This window comes from Streptomyces sp. NPDC059897, assembly GCF_042730865.1.
Lineage (GTDB): Bacteria > Actinomycetota > Actinomycetes > Streptomycetales > Streptomycetaceae > Streptomyces.
In genome coordinates, this window is sequence record NZ_JBHWKQ010000054.1 from 20,324 (window position 1) to 41,124 (window position 20,801).

Consider the following 20,801-nt stretch of genomic DNA (forward strand, 5'->3'; position numbering starts at 1 on the left):
GTGAGCTGATCGAGGGCCTGGCCGGCGAAGGCACAAGCAGGCTGCGGGTTGCTGTCGGCGACCTCGACAGCGGCGAGGTCGCCGAGGACGACGGTGCGCTGTTGGCCCTGGTGGGCGGGTGCGGACACGAGATTTGAACTCGTAAAGGGTTGCCCCAACACGCTTTCCAAATCGTCGTCTTGGGGTACGGCACCGGCCGTGTGCGTTCTGCCCTGGGGCGGAGCGGACCTCACTCCTGGCCGTGAACGGCGGCGGACGGCGGTGAATGAGACCAGAACTGAGACCGCCAGCTACGTCGCCGACGTGACCGATCGGTTCAATACCGACGTCGGCAGTGGAATCTCTGGGTCATCCGGTAGGGCCACCCGCCATGGGGATCCGTCAATCGTGACGGTTGGCCCGTCGCCGTGCTTGGGTGTTGCCGGAGCTAGTCTGATGCTCATCCACGTGCCCCGTGAGAGGGGCGGCAGGTCGAGGCGGTTAGCCAGATCCGCACCCTGCGGCCAGTCGCCGGCGAGTATGAGTACGCCTCTCTCGGCCAGCCGGGGGCGGGCGCCCCGGACGCGCTTGCCGAAGTCGGCCTGCATGGCGACCGCTTTGAGATCTGTCTTGGTCACCACTCGGTGTACTCCACGCAGGAAGAGTTCCTCAACACGGACCTGCCCGGTCTTCCGGGCGAAGATGTCCTTCACGACGTCCTCGGGCATGTGCGGCAAAGCATGTTCCAGGAGTGGAGCCCTGCGGTGGATCCAGCGGATCGCGGCTCGTCCTTCCGCGCTCAACCCTCGCTTCCCGTCCCGATTACTGCCCTTTCGCATCAACTCGGGGAGCACCCGGACCAAGCCGACGTTCCAGATGCCCGCTTCATCGTCCGCGTTGACGACCAGGTGCAGCTCGCCTTGACTATCAGGTGGGAACATCCAGCTGCCGTCGCGCCGGGCGAACTTTACGTCGACCTCGTGCCCTGCCACGTTGAAGTCCAGGCGCTCCCCAGGAGAGAGATCGAACTCCCGCCGGAGCCGGTGACCCACTGCGCCAGCGAGCGCGTGCTTCTCCACATTGGTGAGCTGTGACCATGTGTAGCGGCCGGTGTGGACGGGATCCAGCAGGTGATCGGTCGCTCCGTCGATCACGGATCGCATGCGGCTTCCGTCCGGATCCCAGCGCCGCATCTCTTCCAAGACTTCTTCGAGCGCGCGGTCTTTCTGGCTCGGGTCTTCGGGTTGGATGCGCTCTTGGTTTTCTGCCATGGGTGTTTCAGCGGGCTGCGCACCTGGGTGTGTTGATGCTGTCGGTCCGTTTGACGCCGCGCGGGCATCCGGTTCGATACGAGTCGTTGGCCACTCATACGGCTCAGAGCGGGAAGGCGTGGGCCCCGAGCTCGTGCCCTCCGTGGCATCCGCATGACGTGATGCGAGTAGTTCCTCGACTTCTGCAAGACGGTGGTGCGCGGCGGACGACGCTCGATGAGCCCTATCGCGGTCAGCTTCAGCTTCAGCGAGCCGTGCCCGCAGAGCACGGGCTTCTGCGTCGGTGGTCGTGTTCCCGCCGGTGTCGGCTGGTGCCCCCGTCGCTTGAAGGGCCAGCAGCATGGCGACCAGGTTGCGTGCTCGCTCGGCCTCTTTCTGAGCCGCTGCCGCTGCCTGAACCGCTGTGGCTAGATCAGCCTGGATAGCTATCAGTTGGCGCTGAACCCTGATCAGCTCGGACCTCGTGTCATCGGCGCCGCCGGATGTCCCGGCCTTGACACCGTCCTGGGAAGCACCTTGATGCCTGGCCTGTCGGAGCAGCTCCTGGGTCTGCTCCAGGAGCTCATCGGCATGCCGATCATCCCTGGCGCAGGTTCGAACGACTGCGTCGATCAGCCGGCCAGCATTCAGCAAGCCTGCGCCGTTGAGCTTCCGGTAGAACGTTGACCTGGCCGGCAACCTGCCAGCCAACTGGCCATCGATCTTGAGGCGTTCGTGGAGGTCTTCCACGGTGAGTCCGGCTAGGCCGCGTATCTCCCGGAGCAACAGTACAAGCGCATCCAGAGCCTCTGAGCCTGTATCGGGATCGACAGCAGGCCGCCCGCCTCCCCTGGTTGGAACGACCATCCCCATCAGTTCTCTCGTGTCTCACGCTGTTCTATCAGGTAGAACTGAGACAATATAGCGCCCGTGCACGCCCTCGGTGAAGGCTGATCATCCCAGCCGAACCGAGAGGACTTCATCCCATGCGTCGTCCCGCACAGTCCCACCGCTCGCCCGTCGCCGACCTCCTTGCCTTCTTCATGGTCCTCGCGACGGGAATCTTGCTTGTCGCCCTCGGGCTCTCGCCCGAGTCTCTTGCCGCGGTGACCATCGCCCTGGCGAGTCTCTACTCTGCGTGGCGCACCGGAAGGCCGTCCAGTGCCCCTCCCTCCCAGGGGTCCGCTGTCCAGGATGAGGCTGCCCCCGTCGCGAGTAGTCCGGTTGAGGTTGATGATCACCTGGCGGACGATCTTGCGGCCAGGCGGAGCGTTGAGTAGATCCCCCAGGGGAGCGCGGGCTGTGGTGACTGCAGTAAGTGGCCAGCTCTGCCGAGCTGGTCACTCCGCGTGGGTTGAAGCCGCCTCAACCGAATGGTGGCAATGCAACCTAATCCCCGCGGTCGTGAGATCTCTCTACCGTTGCCGTGTCGGCGCAACTCTGACGGCCTGCGGATGCGACGACCAGCACCGAGTTCGGGACATGGTCGCAAGCCTCTGCCGACGGTACGGCTGCACGCAGGCGCAGCGCCGTTCGCGAAATAGGAAGCGTGAGACGGAGGACTCGGGCACGGTACCGGGCGGCCTAGACTGGCGATATCTGTCCTAGAGGGGCGTCTCTCCAGATCCTGCGGGCGTTTCTCGCCGCCATCATGGCCCTGAGCCCTCCACGGGAGCCGGCCATATGCCGTCGATGAGCCAGGGTCGGGTAACCGGCTCCAGGTCGCGCGAGAACTGGTCCCCTCCGCCACGTGCCATCTGCTGCGCCCACTGGCGCGTCGCGCCAGCGGCCCAGTCCGCTACCTGGAGCTGCGGGTGGTCCTTGCTGTCCGCGAACTCGATGGAGCCCATGAAGGGGTTCATGAACTCGCCCGGCCGTGCGGGATCGGAGAAGAGATGCACGGTGTGCAGGCGGGTGGTGTTACGGGCGACGACTTTTGATGCGTCGTGCACCAGGCGGAACTTGCCGAGGGCCTGACCGAACGTGGTGGCGAGGCAGTACAGGCTTGGGACCGCCGGATCCAGTTCGTCCTGATGCCCCTGGGATGCGGTCTTCGCTGCGGCCTCGTCAGCGATGGGCCGGCAGTTCTCCAGGAGCTCCACCCACTCGGCGAACTGCTGATCCTGCACGGAGGCTTTGAGGGCGGCTATAGCTGCATACAGCTCGTCGGTGGTGGCCTTCTGCCGGGCCCAGTTCACGAACGCGTGGAGCATCCTGTCGTAGGCGTCCGCATCCCCCATGACCGGGCCGGCCATGGGCAGCATGTTCGCCAGACCGAGGCCTGCCTTCCTCTCGTACAGGTTGTAGCCGTCCCGGTTCGCCATGGGTTCCACGATGACGTCGACCATCTTGGTAATTACCATGAATCGCTTGTCGACGACGTAGGTCTGCACGCTTCCCTCGGGCAGTCGTGAGAGAAGGCGTTCATCAGCGACTTCCGTCCGCGGCTGGAACCTGCCAACGACGTGTACTTCGGCTCGCGGAGATTGCGCGGGAGCTGACCACGGACCTCGTCGACGATGGAGGCGGCGAGGCCGTCGGGGAGGTGAACCCCGGCCACCGTGAAGACAGGTTGGTGCGGATCGAGAAGGTTCTGGCCCGAGTTGGCGGACTCGTCGACGTAGACGACGGCGCGCTCCGAGGATGAAGTGGACATGCATGGAGGATGCCCGCCAACTGCGGGGCGGGCCAGCCGCAGTCGGCGATGGAACCGCAGTGGTTGGATATGCCCTCAGCCTCGATCGTGCCGTCCGGCTGGTGAGCTGCGCGGAGGGTGCGGGACCTCCGGCCCCGGAAGCCGCGGTTCCCATGCCTCCTTGCACTCACGGGACAGCCCTTTAGGCAGGTCAGCGTGTTGACCCGCCCTCCCGGTACGGGCGGGTCAACACATCCGCTTAGTTGGGTTCCTCCGCAGAGCAGGTGCCTCCCGGACCCGTAAACAGACGGCGTCCCGCCGACCGGCTACACCACTCGGCGTGATGCCTTCCCTGTGCGAGGTCTGGAGACCTATCAGACAGACCGTCCCTCAGCATTGGCTTGCCCCCGGCCTCCTGCTGGGGCCTACGTGCGCAAGGATCGTTGTGTATGGCGTGGTGGCACTACAGGGGGCGCTCGTGCTGAATGTCAGTACCGGGAAGTACGGTGCCGATGCCGCGCTCGGGCAACAGCAGGGGGAACTTTGGACGTTCGTCACCGGACGGAGAACTTCGTCAACGCCTCGTGGACGTTGGTGGATTTGCGGGACCTGATCTTCGACATGTTGAGCTTGCTGTTCACCGAGCTCGAAGGACAGCACGGCATGGCTGGCGACGACGATGCGGGCCGCGCCTTCGCGACCGTGTACAAGGCGGCTGTGCAGACCGTCTTCGAATCGAGTCGTCACGCGCACCTGGCCATGGCGGGCGGCGCAGGTGGACTGTTGAAGAACGCCGAGGACTACCTCAAGCAGGAGAGCGAGATCGCGGCCGAGCTGCTGGGGAAGAGTTCGGCCCCCGAGATCGGCGCCGAGCCGTCCAAGCCGGATTGCAGCCCGCGCGCGAGTCACTACAGCGAGGATCTGCCGGAGGTCGTAGGCGAGACCAGTTGGTCAGATCAGTATCTGCTCAGCAAACGCTTCCATGGTCAGCGGGACAAGCTCCGCACGGTGGCCAAGAGCTGGCGTGCAGCAGCGAGGATCATGGAGGACGTGTACTGGGACGCGGAGACCGCGTGGCGCACCGCCACGGCTGAACAGGTCGGCGAGACCGGGGACGCGATCGAGGGCTGGTTCAGGAAGTTCGTCGGCAAGACGCCGCCACAGGGCGAGGTCAGCGGCGACGACACGCTCATCGTCAATCTGCATGCTGCGTGCAAGATGCTCGCAGACGCTTGTGACGCGTACGCGGACCACATAGACACTGCGCTCCAGCGCATACCCAAAGAGGACGACCCTCTCTTTGGGGATCCTCTCTTCATCTGGGAGCGGCCGGCGTTCGGTGGCGAGGGGCACGACGGCGGTCTCCACGACCTGGTCGCAGGCGACGTACGCATAGCAAGACTCGGCAACGTCCCGCATGCGCTGGACAATTCCAAGGCCCGTGTGAAGATCCCTCAGCCCGAGGGCGATGGCGGCGGCTTGTTGCCCTCTCCGCCTCCGTTCCTCGGACCGCTCATCCGATCGCCCTTGCTCGTCCCGTTGGCCTATCGGCCGGCCAACGGGCCTCGGGTCCAGCCCGTCGGGCCGCCGACCCCGCCGGACCCGCGCTTTCCGCCGTTGACCGGTGGCGAGCAAACGAACTTCCAGACCTGGCTGAGTTCCCTGCGCCAGGGAGACGTGTCCGGAGGCAGGCCGGCGGAGGTCGCCTATCAAAAGCGTGTGGCCGGCTATCCGGAGTTTGAAGTGCCGATACCGCCAGGACACGGCAAGAACAACACCCTCATGGTCGACGGGTTCCGCAACGTCGACGGAATGGCCGTGGAGGCCAAGTACGTGAACGACGAGAGGAACTGCTACCGCACTCTCGACGGGCTACGGGACAGCCACAACACGGGGAAGAAAGACTTCCTGTACGGCTCGGACCGCAAGGAACTGGCGAAGTACTCCGCCGCGCTGGACGATCCCCGCAACAGCGAGATGCGGGGAGTGGAGACCGTCACCAACAGTCAGGACTCGGTGCCCTACTGGCGCGTGATGATGGCCGCGTACGGGGTCGACGGCTACGCCCGCTATGAACCATGACCAAGCCTCACCCGCCCGTAACGCAACGCAAGGAGTACACACGGTGGAACGGTCCGAACTGGAGAAGCTGGAGACACTGTTCGTCTTCACGCCCGCTCAGGACAGCACATGGAGCCTCACCTTCACCGGGCTCAGGCAGACGCTGTTGGAACTCGACCCCGATGCCTTCATCCGGACAGAGGACGCACGAGACGACGTGCCGGGTGGCGGCCCGTTCATGTTCTTCGAGGCTGCCCTGGGCGAGGAGGACATCGAAGGACTGGCCAAACTCGATCCCGAAGGCATCGCTGCCCAGAACTGCACCGCCCACCGGGCGGCGGAGTTTGTGCAATGGCTGCGCTCTGACGTCGTCCCCCACGGGACCGCCATCAGCTTCAACACGGAGTGGGGAATGGAGAGCGAACTCCCGGATACGGTCGTGCCGACCGCTTCCGAGGCCGCCCTGGTTCAGCTCTTCCTCGACCACATCGCACAGACCGATGGGCTGGATTAGCCGTACCGGTATCCGCAGGGCAGCAGGCTCCGAGCAGGGGCTCGGCGCCGAATTCAGTTCCTGGAGCCTGCCCCTGCTTACTGCTAGGACACGGCCCTCTCGCTCACTGTCACTGGTGCCAACCGTCGAGGGATACTTCCGGACCACCCTCCAGGTAGCGGTGCAATGCGCTGTCGGTGGTATCGACGAATTCCTCAGGGATGGCGTCAGTGTCGATCCACCGCACCTGCGCGTGCTTCCGAGGCTCTCGGTTCTCCGGCTCGCCTGACCACTCGTGCGCCGCGAACACGACGGTGAGGAAGCCGTTGGGGGCCTCGACTCCCCAGGCCCCGTGGATGATGTGGGCGACCTTGAGGGCTTCCGGCTTCACGACCAGGCCGGTTTCCTCGTACAGCTCCCGTACCGCGGTCTGCGTGATCGGCTCCCCAGGCTCGCTCTTGCCGACCGGCAGGTCCCACATGCCCTGGGCGAACTTGGCGTTTTCGCTGCGCTGCAGCAGGACGACGCGGTTGGTGGCTTTGTCGTGGACGATGACGGCCGCGACCAGCAGGGTCATGGAGTCGAGGGCGGGCTTGAGGGCTTGGGGGCGGGCGTCGGTCGTCGAATCAGCCACGGGGTTCCCTTCATCGGCCAGGTAGTTGGGCATGTTAGGCGAGCGCCTCACGGGCGCGCCGTGCGAGATCGGCCGCGCCGGGCACCTTGCGGCGCTGGTAGATCGCGAGGGGCGAGCGCAGGGACGAGATGGCCTTGCGGGTGCGGTCCGAGGTCATGCCTTCCATCAAGGTGAGGGACTGCGACCAGGCGGCGATGGCCTCGTCGGCGCGGGCCTGGGCGGCGAGGCTGTCGCCGAGGTCGGCGTAGGTGAGGGCGTGGACGCGTTTGTACTGGACCGGGTCCCAGCGGGTGAGTGCGGCTCGGTGCTGCACCTCCGTACCGGGGTGGTCGGCGAGGTCGGTGAGGGTACGGGCGGTGTGGCTGGCGACGGTGCCGGCGGCCGGTCCGCTCACGCGGGAATAGCTGGGCTGCGAGCCGTCCTCGCGCAGCAGAGCGTCCTCCGCAGCCAGTAGTGCGCGGGCGGCCGCGGGCTTCTCACCGGTGGCGGCGTAGGCGCGGGCGTGGGTGATGTGCAGGAGGGCTTCGGTCTGGCCGTCGACGCGTCCGAGTCCCCGGGTGAGGGCGCCTTCGACGAGGTCGACGCAGTGGTGGGGTTGTTTGAGGCTGAGGGCCTGGTGGGCGAGGGCGCGCATCATCCAGGCGGCGTGGCCGTTGGGGTCGGCTTCGCAGGCGAGTTGGTAGCCGACCTGGTAGTAGCGCTGGGCGGCGCCTTCCTGGCCGAGGTCGTGGTGTTTCCAGCCGGCCAGGTAGGCGAGTTCGGCGACCGCGCCGAAGGCCGCCTGGCGTAGCGCTTCGTCCGGGAAGCGGGCGCGGAGCATGGGGGCTGCGGTGTCGGCGAGGTAGGCGGTGACGGTGGTCAGGCCGTGGCCGCCGCCGAGGCGTTCGTCGGCGGAGCTGAACGCGGTGGTGATCTGGCGTACGACGGCGACGTCCTCGGCCCCGACTAGGACGCCGCCGGTGCGGGCGCGGAGCATGCGGGAGGTCGCCTCGTGGTCGTAGCCGAGGGGCATCGCGACCCCGGCGGTGGTGAAGGCGGCGATCCCCAGGAAGTGCCGCCGGTCGACGTCGGCGCGCCCCAGCTCCGTCGCCGTGACGACCGGGTCCGGGCCAGAAGCCGGTGCCTCCGTCGGGCCTTGCAGGCCGATCTCGGTGAGCGTGACGGTCCGTGCGAGCCGCCGGGAGAGCGCCTCGGCCAGGTACTGGCCCATCCGGCCGCTGGGCTCGCGGGCACCGTTGACCCAGTGGGAGATCGCGGACTTGTTGGTCTGCAGGATCTCGCCGTTCTCGGCGGCGACCCGGCGCACGTCCTTCGCCAAAGCGTCGTAGGTGCGCCCGCTGGCAGAGATCACGTCCCGTAGACGTGAGTTGGGCTGGTTGGGCGCTGGCACGACCTCCCCCGATCAGCAGCTGTAAACCGCGTATACCGCTTCCGCCTCCTCTCACCGTACCCACTGAGCGTGACGACGGGTTCACTAATCAACAGCCGCCCGGAACGGTTCCAGGTTCCGGCCGACCCAGGCTCCCCTCCTGGTCCGGGCGGCCCTCAAGTTCCGTACGCCTGCTCCGGGTTCGGGCATTCCTGTACCCGCACCCGGCCGATGAGAGACGGAGACACGGTGACCACCATCGACACCACGGCCATCACGGCCGTTCTGCCCGAGGCGTTCGACGAGCGCTGGAGCCGGCTGCCCGGCATCCAGGTCGACGGCCGGCGCATCACGATCGACCCGGCCGAGTACTTCTTCCGCTTCGAGTCCAGCACCTGGCTCGTCGCCGACTGGGAGCTGGTCAAGTCCCGGCTCCTGGAGGTGGAGGAGACGACCGAGAGCGCGGTCGAACAGCTCGCGCTCGACTTCATCCGGGAGCACGCCCGCTCCACCCTGGATGCGGCACGCGTCCTGGCCACGGCGTACGAGGTGTACGCGTACCTGTTCCGCGAGGAGCACCTCGCCTCGCTCGGCCTGCCGCAGATCACCGCCGAGCATCTGCGGATGCTGCGCGAGGCGGCCACGCTGATGGCCCTGAACAAGGTCGAACTCGACGGGCACATCTCCAACGTCGGCCCGTGCTGGTTCTTCCCCGCCGCCACCTCTGTCGTCTTCGACCTGGACGACGCCATGGGCGGCCTGCTCGACGAGGTCTACCACGGCGGCTGGTTCAACGAGCACCGCCGCATCGAGTCCATCAAGGCCCACGCCGCCCTCGGCGGACGCCTGGTCCACGGCTGCCAGTCCGTGCCGGACCAGTCCGGCGGCGTCGTCGCGCCCTACGGTGCCTCGATGGCCAACTTCCGTGACGACCTTGCCCACTTCAAGGCCGGATGGATGGGCCAGGTCTACGCCCACCGCGCGTCCGACCGCCCGGCTGCCTAGCCCCTCCGACGAGGCTCCGGGGCGGGACGCGCCCTCGCTCCCGCCCCGGACGCCCATCCCGTACAAACCATCCAGGAGCACTCCCCATGGACGAGACCCTCACCACCGACCTCCTCCACAACCTGTGCACCGCCACAGGCCGCCCGACTCCCGTGCGCGAGGAGGTCCGCGTGTGGTCGATGTCCGGCGTCGAACGCATCACCTTCCCCGACCGCACCACCGCAATCTTCAAGTACGCCAAGCGCCCCTTCGACAGCGAGGACCAGGCCCTCCGCCTCGCGCACACCCTCGGCATCCCCGTACCCAAGGTGTACGCCTCCGCGGTGCGCGACGGACGGCTCGGCATGCTCATCGAAGACCTCGGCCCCGCGGCCCGTGAGGCCGACGACCTCGACGGCGCCGCAGCAGCCGTCGTCGTACACGGCGCCCGCACCGCCCCACCGCTCGCCCTCCTCGACGAGGAAGCACTGCGCGCCCTCCCGGCCCGCGCCCTCGACCACCTCCGCGCCCTGCGCAAAGCCGACCGCTGGGCGGCCGAGGACACCGACGACATCGAGCAGGCCCTCGACCTCCTCGCCCGAGCCGCCCCACACCGCGCGACCGGCGCCACCCTCGCCCCGTTCGGCTGGGTGCACTCCGAGTTCCACCCCACCAGCCTCCACATCGGCCGCGGCAACACCTGGCGCCTGCTCGACTTCGCCCGCGCCTTCACCGGCCCCGGCCTGCTCGACCTGGCCAGCTGGCACGGCACGATCGAGGCCCCGGACCCGGCCCGTCTGCGCACCTTCATCGAGCAGTACGTCGCCGCCGGCGGCACGCCCGACGCCCTCACCCCACGCGGCGAACTGCCCGCCGAGCAATGGGCACTGGGCTGGCAGCGCGTCTGGAGCGTGGAGTGGTTCATGGAGCAGGCGATCCGATGGGTCAACGACCCGGCCACCGACCCGGCGTATATCAAGGTCGTACGCCGCCACCTCACCGACGTCCTCCGCCTCCTGGAGGTCTAGATGCCCACGGCGCCAGCGCCCTCCCCCTGGCACGCATACGCCCTGCAACGCACAGTGGCCGAACCCGCCGAGCCCCTGCCCGTCCCGGCCCGGATGGAATGGACCACCCGCCCGGGCCTCGGCCCCGGCGCGGAGATCCTCGGCCACGACCTCGCCCACCGCCGCGTCCTCGAACTCGGCTGCGGCCCCGGACACAACGCCGCCCACCTCGCCACCCGACGTGGCGCACGCGTCACCGGCGTGGACCTCGTCGGCCTCCAGATCCGCCGGGCCAGCACCCACTACGGCCGACTCTCCGGCCTCACGTTCGCCGCCGGCCACGCCCTCCACTACCTCCAGGCGACCGACGAACAATTGGACGCCATCTACTCCATCTTCGGCGCGGTCGGCCTCATCCCACCGAACCTGCTCCTGTCGGCCATCGCCGCACACCTCAAACCCGGCCGCACCCTCGCCTTCTCCGTCCCCCATCCCCAGCGCGGTGGCCGACGCACTGCCAGCGACGACCGCCCCCGCCGCGACCACGTCACCCTGCCGGACCGCACCCGTCTCCCCTTGGTGCGCTGGGAGTTCGACGCCGAGCGCTGGGACCGACACCTCGCCCAAGCCGACCTGCGGATCACCTCCGCGCAGGACTTCCACGACAGCCGCCACGGCCCGTGGCCGACCACGCTGCTGATCACCGCGCGCAAGCTCTGACACCGCCCTCACACGAGCCGGAGGAATCGATGCGGCCGCCCTACCTCCTCATCGACATAGATGGGGTCCTCATCCCCTTCCCTAACGACGACACCGGCTCAACACCTGCGACGCACGCCCGCCACGACGTCGTCCCCACCGGCCGAAGTGCCGACAACCCGGTGCCCGTCTGGCTCAACCCGGCCCACGGCCCCCTCCTCATGGACGTGATCCGCTCCGGCCTGACGGCTCCGACCTGGTGCACCAGCTGGCATCAGGACGCAGCCACGCTGATCGGGCCGCTCCTCGGCTTGCCGCCGCTGCCGTACATCAACCTTCCCCGGCCGGACATCACGACCAGCCACCCCGATGGCTACCTCTGGAAACGCGACCACGTCGACACCCTGCTCAGCGCCTCTCCGGTCGCGTGGATCGACGACGACTTCACCGCCCTCGACCACGAGTGGGCCGCTCGACGCACCGCAGCGGGTTCTCCCACGTTGCTCGTGCAGCCCGATCCGTACGTCGGGCTACTCCCCGAGCACCTCCTGACCGTGGTCATCTGGGCCGTAAGCCAGACACAGCTACCGCCCACGGCTGCAGCGGCATAACAGGAAAACTCCCGGCTGGTCATCATGGCGACGCGGGACGGGCCCGACCGCCAAGCGGTCAGGCCCGTCCGTCGTGTGCTTTTCAGCTGGTCACCTGCCGGAGGTGACCAGAAATAGTTGGCTAGTGGCTCGTGTCGAGTTCCTCGTTGACGGCCGAGGCGAAGATGACTCCGGCGAGCCAGGCGTCCTTGTCCGGTCCCTGCGCGGGGATGATCAGACGCCGACGAACCCATGGTTCTTGCTGGTTCGGCAGGTCAACGATGCTTTCCACCCAGACGCCGTCCTCGTCCTCCGAGAAGGAGATATCGCGGAGCGTGGCTCCGCGGTCTGTCAGATCGTCGGCCAGGCTGTCGACGACCTCCGACCGGAATTCCTCGAGGTAGTCCCCGTATTCGGTGATCAGCGCCATTCCACTCCTAGCAGCCGCAGTCGTAGTAGTAGGCCGTGATGATGCCGACGGGACGGTGGTCCTTGGACCGGGAGTCCACTCGTTCGGTGAACACCACCTTCATGGCGCCGGCACGGACGTTGCTGAAGGTGTTGCTCTGGAGCTTGCACGTGGTCTTGCTGCCCTTGGACGCGCACTTTCCGCGGTCCAAGGTCTTGTCGATGTCGCGTTTCATGTTCGACCAGCTGGAGATCTGGTCGCCGTGCCCGGATTCGATGTGCCGCTTGCCGAACCCGTCGATGCTTGCCGCGTCCTTCTGCCCTACGCGCAGCGGGAGGTCTTCGCCATCGGGGCCGAAGTGGGTGGAGTACACACTCCAGTCGATGGGGTTGGGGTTAGTGGCTGCCTGCGCCGGCGCGGCTGATGCGCCGAAGAGGCCGAGCGCGACCCCCAACGCTGCGATGCCGACACGCTTCTTTGTAGCCGAGAACATCAAACTCCCCGTGGTGACGCTGGTGCTGTTGACCGCCGATCTGGTCAGTGATGCGGCGGCCGGTCGCCGGCCATCCTTCTTTCGAGATCAGGTCGGGTCAAGCACGTTGGGGCCGTGCCCGGGTGCGTGTGAGGAGCCCTTCGTGTCACCGCTTGGGGCGCCGGATGGGCTCGGGGCGTACCTGCTGTGCAGCTGTGGTGACGCTGGCAGGCGCAGTGAACCGAGTGCCCATGCCATGGATGCTGCGGGCTTGTGCGGCACGGGCCAGTGGGCTGGGCGCCGGACGGGCGGCAAGACGTTGAATTCGCCAGATGAGGACCCTGGCCGGGTGCTCGGCGTCGGCCAGAGCGCGTCGGCCAACGGCCGTGCGCAGAATCTGCTCGGGGATGTGTCCGGCCTCCTCTGCCTGGACGAGCGTTGTGGTGAGCGCGTCGAACGAGACATCCTCAACAATCTTCTCGGCGTAGTCGGGCACGACATCCCGGACCAAGGCGATGTGGCGATCGACGGTGAGCTGAGGAGGCCGCTGCCGGGCAAGAGCCGCCATGGGCGCGACGGCTGCTTCGTCGTAGACGGCCTGCAGTTGGAGTTGAGTGCGCTGAACAGCGGCGACCTGATGGTTGTGGTGGCGGTGCTGGTGCCAGCGGGCGGCGGCGAGCGTGGCCAAGAGCGCGGCGTCGAGGAACATCGCCAGGGCGGCTCCGTCCTTCGGTGACGGCTCGCGCAGGATCGCACGGACCGCACCACGCAGAGCACGGGCATGCTGGTGCTCGGCCTGTACGAGCGAGCGGACGGCACGCTCGAACTCCGTTGCCGCCTGCCGAAGTGAAGCCTGCAGAGGTGCGGGCTCGATGAGCGACAGGGCGTCGAGGGCTTCGCCGAGGGCGTTGATGTGTGCCTGGGCGGCCTCGTCGTCGACGTTGCCGTCGAGGTGGTGGGGAATGCGTTCAACAGCGGCCGTCGCCTGGTGCCAGGGGTTGGTGCGCCGCCCGGCGGACTGCTCCTCAGTCTGTGGGGCGAGGTCGTCGAGGCGCTTCTTGATCTTCGGGAAGGACAGGTCCGGGGCGAGTTCGGAGCCGGAGAACCAGACGAGCTCGCCGGCCTGGTTGATGTCGCCAGTGACAGCGATGGTGTAGCCGCGGATGTCGCCGGACGGGAAGTGCTTGACCTCGACCTGAACGCCGTCGGCGTGGCCGAGCAGGTGCAGGAATTCCTCGGTGCTGCGGGCGGCGGCCACCATCGTGCGCACGGTGGTGCGCAGGTGCTCGCGCGGGGTGGCGGTCCGGCCGTGGCGGCGGGCCTTCTCCTGCTCGGCGCGGGTGGGGCGTTTGGCGGCGGTGCGGTCCCCTCGCACCACCTGGAAGAGGCCGTACTCCTCCTCGATGGCAGCGAGTTCGCGGTCCGCGGTGAGGTAGTCGTTCCAGTGGCGGGCGGGACGCAGGTCGGCGCGGACGGTGGTGGCGGCGATGTGGATGTGGTCGGGTGCGTGGCGGACGGCGACCCAACGGCAGCCGTCCGGATCGCCGACAGGGGCGATGCTGGTGGCGGCTACGACGCGGTGGGCGATGACGGACCACTCGTCGTCGGTGAGGTGGCGGTCGGCCCGGGCGGCGCGGATCGAGCAGTGCCACACGTGGCGTTCGGGGGCGCGGCCGTGGCGGCGGGCCTGGTTCACGCGCAGGTCGAGGTCCGCCACGAGTTGCTTGCGGACGACGTCGGGGGCCTCGGCGGTGCGGCCCGGGTCGGGGGCGAAGCCGTCCCAGGAAGCGACCAGGTGAGGGTCGGTGTGGTCGGTGGCCTTCTTGGTGTCGAAGAGGTAGCGGATGAGGCCGCCGGTGCTCTTGCCGCTACTGATCTTCGCGATCAACGGGGCACCGCCCTCTCGGGCCTCTTGCCTGTCGCGACGGCCTGGTTGGCGGCGGCCGCGATGTCGGTGACCGTGCCGGCGGCCGTGGTGAGCGTGCGTTCGGCCTGGGCCAGCAGGGCGCTGTCGCCGGGGTGCGATGTGCCGCCGGAGTTGAGTTTCTTGGCGATCTGGTTGGCGTTGCGGCCGATCGCCGCGACCTGTTCGCGCACGGCCGCCAGCTCGTCGATGTAGTCGTCGAGCTGGGTGCGCTGTCCCGGCAGGGCGAGGTCGCCGTGCAGGTGGGCCATGACGACGGCGCCGACGTAGTGCGCGCCGGCGATGTTCAGGGAGCGGGCCTTGGCGAGGATGGCGGCTTTCTCGGTGCTGCTGTAGCGGACGTCTACGCGTTCTTTGCGCTGTACGGGCTCGCGGCGTCGGCGGCGGGCGACGCGGTGCAGGGCGGCTTCGTCGGCGGCACGGGACGGCACGCGATGTGCTTCTCCTGTGTCTCCGTGGTCGGGTGCCCCCTGGCGCCCGACCGCCTCCGCCACCCCTGGGGCGGAGGCTTCCCCGTTGGACCGGCTCTTGGACGGTCCAACGGAATACCTTGCTGCGCCGTTGTGGTCGTTGGTCGTCTCCTGCGGGGCGGGGTGCGGGCGGTCGTGCATGGGCTGGTTCTCCGTGTGGCGGGTGAGTGCTGTTGGGCCCTGTGCGTGAGTGCGGGCCACGGGGCGAGGGACGGTGCTGGGCTTGCTCGCGGGCGTCAGGCGGTGTCGGCGCCGACCGTGTGCGCCATGGCCTGCTCGGGTGCCTTGGCGTCGAGTTCGGCCTGGAGGAGATCCTTCAGCCGGTCCGCCTCCTGTCGCCCGATGGAGAGGCCCTCGTCGCGGAAGGTGGCTTCGATGTGGCGGCGGGAGGCGCGGTTGTTGCGGCCCAGGGGTGCGGAGCGGGCGAGGGCGAGCCGGTTGGCGTAGACGTCATCGGGCCCCGGAGTCCTTGCCGTGGAGACCAGTTCAGGTGCCCTGGCGTCGAAAGTGGCGCTGGGGGCCACGTTGACGGCGTCCGGCGCCACGTCGTTGGCGGTCGCCACCTCGGGGAGGGCCTGGTCTGCGTCCTCTTGCCGGACGCCTATCGGGTGGCGGCGGACGACGAGGTAGAGGTGGACGGCGCCGGCGAGGGCGAGTGGGGCGATGGCGGAGAGGGCTCCGACGGTGAGGTCGTCGAGTTGGAGGCTGTCGCTGTGCCGGTCGAGTTCGTTGAGGCGGACCGCGTGCAGGGCGTTGGCCCAGATGCTGGTGATGGTGGCGGCGCCGACGAGGGCCCATACGTAGGCGCGTGAGGGGGTGGGGGCGGTGCGGAGCATGAGGAGGGCGCCGACGCCGATGGCGATGAACCCGTCGATGACGAGGGGGAAGGCGTAGGTGAGGAGTCCGCGGATGTGGATGGCGACGGCCATCTGCCGCAGGGCGTCGTAGGAGAGGGCGAAGGCGAACGCGGCGAGCAGGGCGATGCCGGCGCGGATCGCTGCGGTGCCCGCGGTCGGGGCCGTGGGCGTGGCCGGGGTGGTGCGGGAGGGCAAGGTTTGAACACTCCAGGAAGATGCTTTGCAGGGCTCGGAGGGGGGCGTACACGCGGGGTCACGCGAGGGGGCGTACACGCGGGCCCCCTTCTAAAGGGGGGCCCGCGCGTGAACGCTCGGGTGCGTGTACGCCGTGTACGGTCCCGTGATCGTTTGACCTGCGGTTTCGTCATATCCGTGTACGCCGCGAGCGGTTCATGGCGCCGGTTTCGTGAGAGGGGCGCGTGTACGGTCGCGTGAACGCTCTGCAGAGGCTGTGGGTGGTTCAGCCGACGGCGGTGAGGTGGCGTGCGGAGGCGTAATAGCGGGCCTGCTGTCCACCCCCGGATCCTCCGGCGATGCCGTCGGCGCGAGTGGCCAGGCCGGCGTCGACGAGGCGGCTCAGGTGACGGCGTGCCTTCTCCACGTCCGCACGCTCAGACTCGGCCCCGCCGGTGAGGACGGCCGCCAGCTCGCGGACGGTCATCCCGCCCGCGGCGTTGCGCAGCAGGACGGCGGGGTCCCGGCTGGGGTCGACGGTGGTGGTGCCGCGCTTGTGGTCGTGCGTGACGTCGAGCGGTCCGACCTCCCCGGTGGGGGTTTTGAGGTGATGCAGGGTGACGGCGGGGTCGCCGGCCCGGCCGGTCACGAAGAGAACGCTGCCCGCGCCGGCGGTGAGCCAGGTGGAGCCGTAGACCTGGTCGAGGGCGGGGCGTTGGCCGCGCGGTGCGTCGGCGGTGGCCTTGCGCTGGTGGTGCAGCTCCAGGATCTCCACGCCGCTGCGCAGGGCTCGCATGCGGGCGTTGTGGAAGGCGACGGCGAGGCTGTCGTCGACCATGGTGCTGACCGCGTCCTTGAGGCTGTCGATCACGATGGTGTCGGCCTGGTGGGCGGCGGCGAGGTCGGCGAGGAGATCGGGCTCCTTGTCGAGGGTGGCGGGCAGCGGGCCCTGCCAGACGACGAGCCGGTCCCGGAGGATCGTCTCGTCGGTGTCGAAGACGCGCCGCGCCATGGCCTTCGCGATCTGCTTCGGCCGGTCCATGGCCAGATAGAGCACCCGCCTGCTGGGGGCAACCGGCAGCTCCAGGACCGTCTCCTGCAGACCGAGCCGGGCGAAGATCACCTGGTGGGCCAGGGTGGTCTTCCCGACCCCCGGTGCGCCGACGATCATCAGGCTCTCGCCGGGCGCCCAGACGGTCTGTTCCCGGGTGCCCCACAGGGGCTCGGCGTCCGCGCCGGTCTCGCGCACGAAACACCAGCCGTCGACGGCGAAGCGGGCCAGGCGCCCCTGCCCCGAGGAGAGGGCGCGCTCACGTTCGGCGCGCATCTCCGCCTCGGCCTCGCTGCGGATCGCCTCGGGGTCGGCCCCCGGCTCCTGAGCGCGTTGGACGGTGCGCACGGCCGAGGTGAGGAGGCGGCGCAGGTCGGCCTTCTGCCGGATGATCTCTGCGTGGTGTTCCGCGCTGGTGGTGCCATAGAGGGCGTCGGCGAGCTGGTGCAGGTAAACGCGGTCGCCGACGCGCCGCAGGTTGCCCTGCTGCTGGAGCACTTCGCTCAGCACGATCGGGTCGGTCGGCTTGTCCTCGCGGTGCTGGGTGAGGAGTGCGCGCCAGATGGTTTCGTGCGGGGGCCGGTAGAAGGCGTCGTCGCCCAGGACGGGGCGGACGGTGTCGATGACGGCGGTGTCGTGCATGCAGGCGCCGAGCACCGCGCGCTCGGCGTCCACGTTGTACGGCGGCTCCAGCGCCTCCATGGGCGGTAGAGGCGGCAGGGTGGTGCGGTTCGGTTCGGGATCGGCCATACTGGGTTGCAGCTCCTCTGCTCACAGGCCATATGGGACGGCAATCCCGGCCTCGCGTGTTGATCGCTAGGGATGGCGGTTGAGAGGTTTGCGCTTGAAGCCCCCGGCACTGCCGGGGGCTTTTTCGTGTCCCGGGCACCCCGTGCGTTCAGGGGTGTGGGGCTATCAGCATGCCACACGAATTGCAGATCGCAGTATTGCTCTGCGCATCGCAGAACGGATGGTACTGTTGGGGAGTTCCTGCGAATGGCAGAGATTCCCTACGAATGGAAGGAGGCGGTCGTGGCTGATGAAGGTCCGCCAGAAGGCGTTCTGCTCAGCGGCGAGGGCAACGTCGCGGTGCGCATCAAGCTGGAACGCGAAGCACGCGGCTGGAGCACCAACGCCCTGTCCGACCGTCTGAACGAGGCCGGCTTCGACATGAACCCGTCCGCGGTCTGGCGCATCGAGAACGGCAAACGCCGCATCAACCTCGACGAGGCCATCGGCTTCGCCGACGTCTTCGGCCTCGACCTGCGCAACCTCGTCGGCCCGCCGCAGCTCGCGGCCCAGGCCCGCGCCATGGAACTCATCGACGAGGTCGTCGACGCCTTCCGCGCCACACAGCGCGCCAACGCGACCCTCACCGAGGCGCGCGACGCCCTAGACGCTTACCTCGCCGAGCACCCCGACATCCGCGAGGAGGCCGAGGTCCAGGTCACCAACTCCATCGCGGAGGAAGCCGGCAAGCACCTGTCGAAGACGTACGGCCCCCTGCTCGACGCAGACGACGGCGCCGCCATCGCAGACGAGGCATAGCCCCCGACCCCACCACCCGTGCCAGGCCCGCAAACCCCCGGCACGGTCATTCTCCCGCCATCCCTATCGATCGAACGGCGCAACGGTGTTGCCGCACCCGCGCCCGTAAGAAGAGGAATCCCTTGCGTCACCCCGCAGCACCCCCTGTCCTCGCGCACCCTTCGAACGCCGACTCCACGCCGCGACGCCTGCACCGCCCCGAGGAGATCGCCGACGTGCTCGGCTGCTCCGCCTGGTGGGTCAAGGACCGTGCCCGCCGTCGGCTGATCCCCTTCACCCGCGTAGGAAGGGCTTACCGCTTCACCAGCGATCACCTCGCGGAGATCATCCGCATGCATGAGGCTCGGCCCGCCGCACCTCGGCAAGTGACGGCCGCCGCCCCCGATCCGGCTCCCAATCGCCCCGCCTCGCCGCGTCCCGAGACCGCCCCCACCGCTCGCCTCCGTGCCCGGCCACCCCGCCGAGCTGGACAGGGGCACTACGGGACTGCGGCATAGCCGACGACACGAGGACGGGAGGACTTCGTGGGTTTCGCGGAGAAGCGCGGAAACTACTGGCGTGGCCGCTACAAGACCGCGCCCGGCAAGCACAACACGGTCGTTGGCGAGGACGGCAAGGTGATCCGCTTCGCCACGAAAGGCGAGGCCCAACGGGCCGCAGCCGAGGCGGAGAACAGGTACCGGCGCGGCGACTGGCGAGACCCGGCACTCGGCCAGGAGACCTTCGGCGAGTACGCGAGCCGCTGGTACGCGGCCCAAGACCTTGCCGCATCGACGATGCAGAACTACAAGCGCCACATCGAGGAGCACCTGCTCCCCGACTTCGAGGACAAGGCACTCGCCGGCATCCTGCGCTCCGACGTGGAGCTGTGGGAGAAGAAGGAACGGGCGGCGTACGCGGCCACCAGCGTCAAGACCTGGCGCGCGACGCTCCACCTGATCTTCGAAGACGCGATCGACGAGGGGCTACTCACGTCGAACCCGGCCGTCAGGCGGCGAGGCCGAGGCAAACGCGCCGGACGCTCCCGCGACCGCGGCCCGGAGAAGGTCGTCACCGACGCGCTCGGCATCCTGCTGACCGCCGAACGGGCGGCTCTCCTGTCGGGCCGTGACGACGAGTTCGTCGCGGTGATCCTCAAGGGGTACACGGGCATGCGGTGGGGCGAAATCGTGGGCCTGGAAACGGAGTTCATCCGCCGAGAAGCTGTACGCGTCGAATGGCAGCTGTACGAACTCGACACCGGCGAACTGGTACGAGTCCCGCCCAAGGACGACAGCTACCGCACCATCGACTCGCCGGACTGGCTGTCCGCCTTGGTTTTCAACGACATCGCCCGCACGAAACCGACCCCCTGCCCCTGCCACGGCAGGACATACGTCTTCCGAGGTCAGGGCGCGGCGCGCACCGGCGGACATCAGGGCGCGAAGTTGGTGGACGTCGCACGTCGCGCGGAGGTCTCTGCAGGCACGGTGTCCAACGTCCTGAACCACCCTCACCGCGTACAGGAGGCGACCCGGGCCCGAGTTGAACAGGCCGTAGCGGACCTCGGATTCGTGCGAGGCGGACACGTGCCGGAGCACGCGTCCCATTGGCGCCGCAATGGCTTTGCCACCTGGCTGTTCACCCCTGCAGTCTCCGGCTGGTACCCGAAGAAGGCCCCGCAGGAGGCTCGCCCCGTACCGATCCTCGGAGAGCCGTGGCCTGGCATTCCGGCGCGAGGACGCGGTGCTAGTGACCGGACCGAAGCCTGCTGGGTTCCGATCGCCAAAGGGCTCACACCCCACGGCCTCCGCCACACCCACCGGACGATGATGGAGGACCTCGGCACGGAGAAGGTGCTCATGGACGAACGCATGGGACACATCGACGGCTCCGTCTCGGCACGCTACGCACACGTCACCCCAGGTATGCGCAAGCGACTCATGCTCGGACTGACCGAGCAGTGGGAGATGGCCCTCGGCGCCCGTCTGGCGATGAGCCCCACGTCACCGGTGCGCGTACTCAGCGATCTTCTTCGACGCACGCAGTACGTCCCATTTGCCTGAGGAGTCTCAACAAGGAGGAAAGCCACTCGCTGGCAGCCGGATCTCGGAGTCTGCACCCCGGGTGGCTCCCAAACCGGGCATACAGCAAGTTGGGAGCGGTGTGATCTCTCAGCACCGGTCCCAACTTGGTGTTTCACTGTCAGGGAGGAG

At 68.3% G+C, this 20,801-nt stretch carries 20 protein-coding genes; 9 read left to right on the forward strand and 11 right to left on the reverse strand.

Going from position 1 to position 20,801, the window contains the following annotated elements:
- Positions 1-290: 290 nt before the first annotated feature.
- The 3 genes from ACFV9W_RS35295 to ACFV9W_RS35305 form a co-directional block, all read right to left on the reverse strand.
- The gene (locus tag ACFV9W_RS35295) at positions 291-1,979 is read right to left on the reverse strand and encodes a NaeI family type II restriction endonuclease (RefSeq protein WP_385769441.1); all 1,689 of its coding nucleotides are present in this window, start codon (positions 1,977-1,979) and stop codon (positions 291-293) included.
- An 899-nt stretch (positions 1,980-2,878) separates the two neighbouring features.
- Positions 2,879-3,622: a DUF3800 domain-containing protein gene (locus ACFV9W_RS35300; RefSeq protein ID WP_385769443.1), complete on the reverse strand. Its 744-nt coding sequence runs from the start codon at positions 3,620-3,622 to the stop codon at positions 2,879-2,881.
- Positions 3,586-3,885: a DUF3800 domain-containing protein gene (locus tag ACFV9W_RS35305; RefSeq protein ID WP_385769445.1), complete on the reverse strand. Its 300-nt coding sequence runs from the start codon at positions 3,883-3,885 to the stop codon at positions 3,586-3,588. The genes ACFV9W_RS35300 and ACFV9W_RS35305 overlap by 37 nt, the downstream gene beginning before the upstream one ends.
- A 522-nt stretch (positions 3,886-4,407) precedes the next feature.
- Here ACFV9W_RS35305 and ACFV9W_RS35310 point away from each other — a divergent pair.
- Positions 4,408-5,946, forward strand: coding sequence for a restriction endonuclease fold toxin-2 domain-containing protein (locus ACFV9W_RS35310; RefSeq protein WP_385769447.1), 1,539 nt, complete (start codon positions 4,408-4,410; stop codon positions 5,944-5,946).
- Positions 5,947-5,989: 43 nt separating this feature from the next.
- A complete protein-coding gene (locus ACFV9W_RS35315) occupies positions 5,990-6,439 on the forward strand; it encodes a hypothetical protein (RefSeq protein ID WP_385769449.1) in 450 nt (149 codons plus the stop codon).
- Between the two features lie 109 nt (positions 6,440-6,548).
- On the opposite strand, the gene ACFV9W_RS35320 is transcribed toward ACFV9W_RS35315, so the two are convergent.
- Positions 6,549-7,085 (reverse strand): NUDIX domain-containing protein, encoded by a 537-nt coding sequence (locus ACFV9W_RS35320; protein ID WP_385769451.1) that lies wholly within the window; start codon positions 7,083-7,085, stop codon positions 6,549-6,551.
- Position 7,086: 1 nt separating this feature from the next.
- Complete coding sequence (locus ACFV9W_RS35325) at positions 7,087-8,442, reverse strand: tetratricopeptide repeat protein (RefSeq protein WP_385769453.1); 1,356 nt, start codon at positions 8,440-8,442, stop codon at positions 7,087-7,089.
- A 228-nt stretch (positions 8,443-8,670) separates the two neighbouring features.
- Here ACFV9W_RS35325 and ACFV9W_RS35330 point away from each other — a divergent pair, with 228 nt between their 5' ends.
- The 4 genes from ACFV9W_RS35330 (at position 8,671) to ACFV9W_RS35345 (ending at position 11,722) form a co-directional block, all read left to right on the forward strand.
- A complete protein-coding gene (locus ACFV9W_RS35330) occupies positions 8,671-9,426 on the forward strand; it encodes a hypothetical protein (RefSeq protein WP_385769455.1) in 756 nt (251 codons plus the stop codon).
- A gap of 86 nt (positions 9,427-9,512) precedes the next feature.
- Positions 9,513-10,433, forward strand: coding sequence for an aminoglycoside phosphotransferase family protein (locus ACFV9W_RS35335; RefSeq protein ID WP_385769457.1), 921 nt, complete (start codon positions 9,513-9,515; stop codon positions 10,431-10,433).
- Positions 10,434-11,132 carry a class I SAM-dependent methyltransferase gene (locus tag ACFV9W_RS35340; RefSeq protein WP_385769459.1) on the forward strand — a complete coding sequence of 233 codons (699 nt, stop codon included), beginning with the start codon at positions 10,434-10,436 and terminating at the stop codon, positions 11,130-11,132.
- A gap of 29 nt (positions 11,133-11,161) precedes the next feature.
- Positions 11,162-11,722: a hypothetical protein gene (locus ACFV9W_RS35345; protein WP_385769461.1), complete on the forward strand. Its 561-nt coding sequence runs from the start codon at positions 11,162-11,164 to the stop codon at positions 11,720-11,722.
- A 121-nt stretch (positions 11,723-11,843) separates the two neighbouring features.
- On the opposite strand, the gene ACFV9W_RS35350 is transcribed toward ACFV9W_RS35345, so the two are convergent.
- The 6 genes from ACFV9W_RS35350 to ACFV9W_RS35375 form a co-directional block, all read right to left on the reverse strand.
- Positions 11,844-12,131: a hypothetical protein gene (locus tag ACFV9W_RS35350; protein ID WP_385769463.1), complete on the reverse strand. Its 288-nt coding sequence runs from the start codon at positions 12,129-12,131 to the stop codon at positions 11,844-11,846.
- Positions 12,132-12,138: 7 nt separating this feature from the next.
- A complete protein-coding gene (locus ACFV9W_RS35355) occupies positions 12,139-12,603 on the reverse strand; it encodes a hypothetical protein (RefSeq protein WP_385769465.1) in 465 nt (154 codons plus the stop codon).
- 145 nt (positions 12,604-12,748) lie between these two features.
- The gene (locus ACFV9W_RS35360; RefSeq protein ID WP_385769467.1) at positions 12,749-14,470 is read right to left on the reverse strand and encodes a mobilization protein; all 1,722 of its coding nucleotides are present in this window, start codon (positions 14,468-14,470) and stop codon (positions 12,749-12,751) included.
- Positions 14,467-14,937, reverse strand: a complete 471-nt coding sequence (locus ACFV9W_RS35365) for a plasmid mobilization relaxosome protein MobC (RefSeq protein ID WP_385769468.1) — start codon at positions 14,935-14,937, stop codon at positions 14,467-14,469. The genes ACFV9W_RS35360 and ACFV9W_RS35365 overlap by 4 nt, the downstream gene beginning before the upstream one ends.
- A gap of 275 nt (positions 14,938-15,212) precedes the next feature.
- Positions 15,213-16,028 (reverse strand): DUF2637 domain-containing protein, encoded by an 816-nt coding sequence (locus ACFV9W_RS35370; protein ID WP_385769470.1) that lies wholly within the window; start codon positions 16,026-16,028, stop codon positions 15,213-15,215.
- Positions 16,029-16,293: 265 nt separating this feature from the next.
- Positions 16,294-17,808: a DnaB-like helicase N-terminal domain-containing protein gene (locus tag ACFV9W_RS35375; protein WP_385769472.1), complete on the reverse strand. Its 1,515-nt coding sequence runs from the start codon at positions 17,806-17,808 to the stop codon at positions 16,294-16,296.
- Between the two features lie 246 nt (positions 17,809-18,054).
- Here ACFV9W_RS35375 and ACFV9W_RS35380 point away from each other — a divergent pair, with 246 nt between their 5' ends.
- From ACFV9W_RS35380 to ACFV9W_RS35390, 3 genes are all read left to right on the forward strand, one after another.
- Positions 18,055-18,606: a helix-turn-helix domain-containing protein gene (locus tag ACFV9W_RS35380; protein WP_385769474.1), complete on the forward strand. Its 552-nt coding sequence runs from the start codon at positions 18,055-18,057 to the stop codon at positions 18,604-18,606.
- Between the two features lie 122 nt (positions 18,607-18,728).
- Entirely contained in the window at positions 18,729-19,103 is a 375-nt protein-coding gene (locus tag ACFV9W_RS35385; protein ID WP_385769476.1) for a helix-turn-helix domain-containing protein, read from the forward strand.
- A gap of 27 nt (positions 19,104-19,130) precedes the next feature.
- Entirely contained in the window at positions 19,131-20,651 is a 1,521-nt protein-coding gene (locus ACFV9W_RS35390) for a LacI family DNA-binding transcriptional regulator (RefSeq protein WP_385769478.1), read from the forward strand.
- Positions 20,652-20,801 lie beyond the last annotated feature (150 nt).

Bases quoted from the DNA above. Each gene is read 5' to 3' on its own strand.
- ACFV9W_RS35305 (WP_385769445.1), bottom strand. From the start codon at position 3,885: ATGTCCACTTCATCCTCGGAGCGCGCCGTCGTCTACGTCGACGAGTCC.
- ACFV9W_RS35320 (WP_385769451.1), bottom strand. From the start codon at position 7,085: ATGCCCAACTACCTGGCCGATGAAGGGAACCCCGTGGCTGATTCGACG.
- ACFV9W_RS35335 (WP_385769457.1), top strand. From the start codon at position 9,513: ATGGACGAGACCCTCACCACCGACCTCCTCCACAACCTGTGCACCGCC.
- ACFV9W_RS35340 (WP_385769459.1), top strand. From the start codon at position 10,434: ATGCCCACGGCGCCAGCGCCCTCCCCCTGGCACGCATACGCCCTGCAA.
- ACFV9W_RS35345 (WP_385769461.1), top strand. From the start codon at position 11,162: ATGCGGCCGCCCTACCTCCTCATCGACATAGATGGGGTCCTCATCCCC.
- ACFV9W_RS35350 (WP_385769463.1), bottom strand. From the start codon at position 12,131: ATGGCGCTGATCACCGAATACGGGGACTACCTCGAGGAATTCCGGTCG.
- ACFV9W_RS35355 (WP_385769465.1), bottom strand. From the start codon at position 12,603: ATGTTCTCGGCTACAAAGAAGCGTGTCGGCATCGCAGCGTTGGGGGTC.
- ACFV9W_RS35375 (WP_385769472.1), bottom strand. From the start codon at position 17,808: ATGGCCGATCCCGAACCGAACCGCACCACCCTGCCGCCTCTACCGCCC.
- ACFV9W_RS35380 (WP_385769474.1), top strand. From the start codon at position 18,055: ATGGCAGAGATTCCCTACGAATGGAAGGAGGCGGTCGTGGCTGATGAA.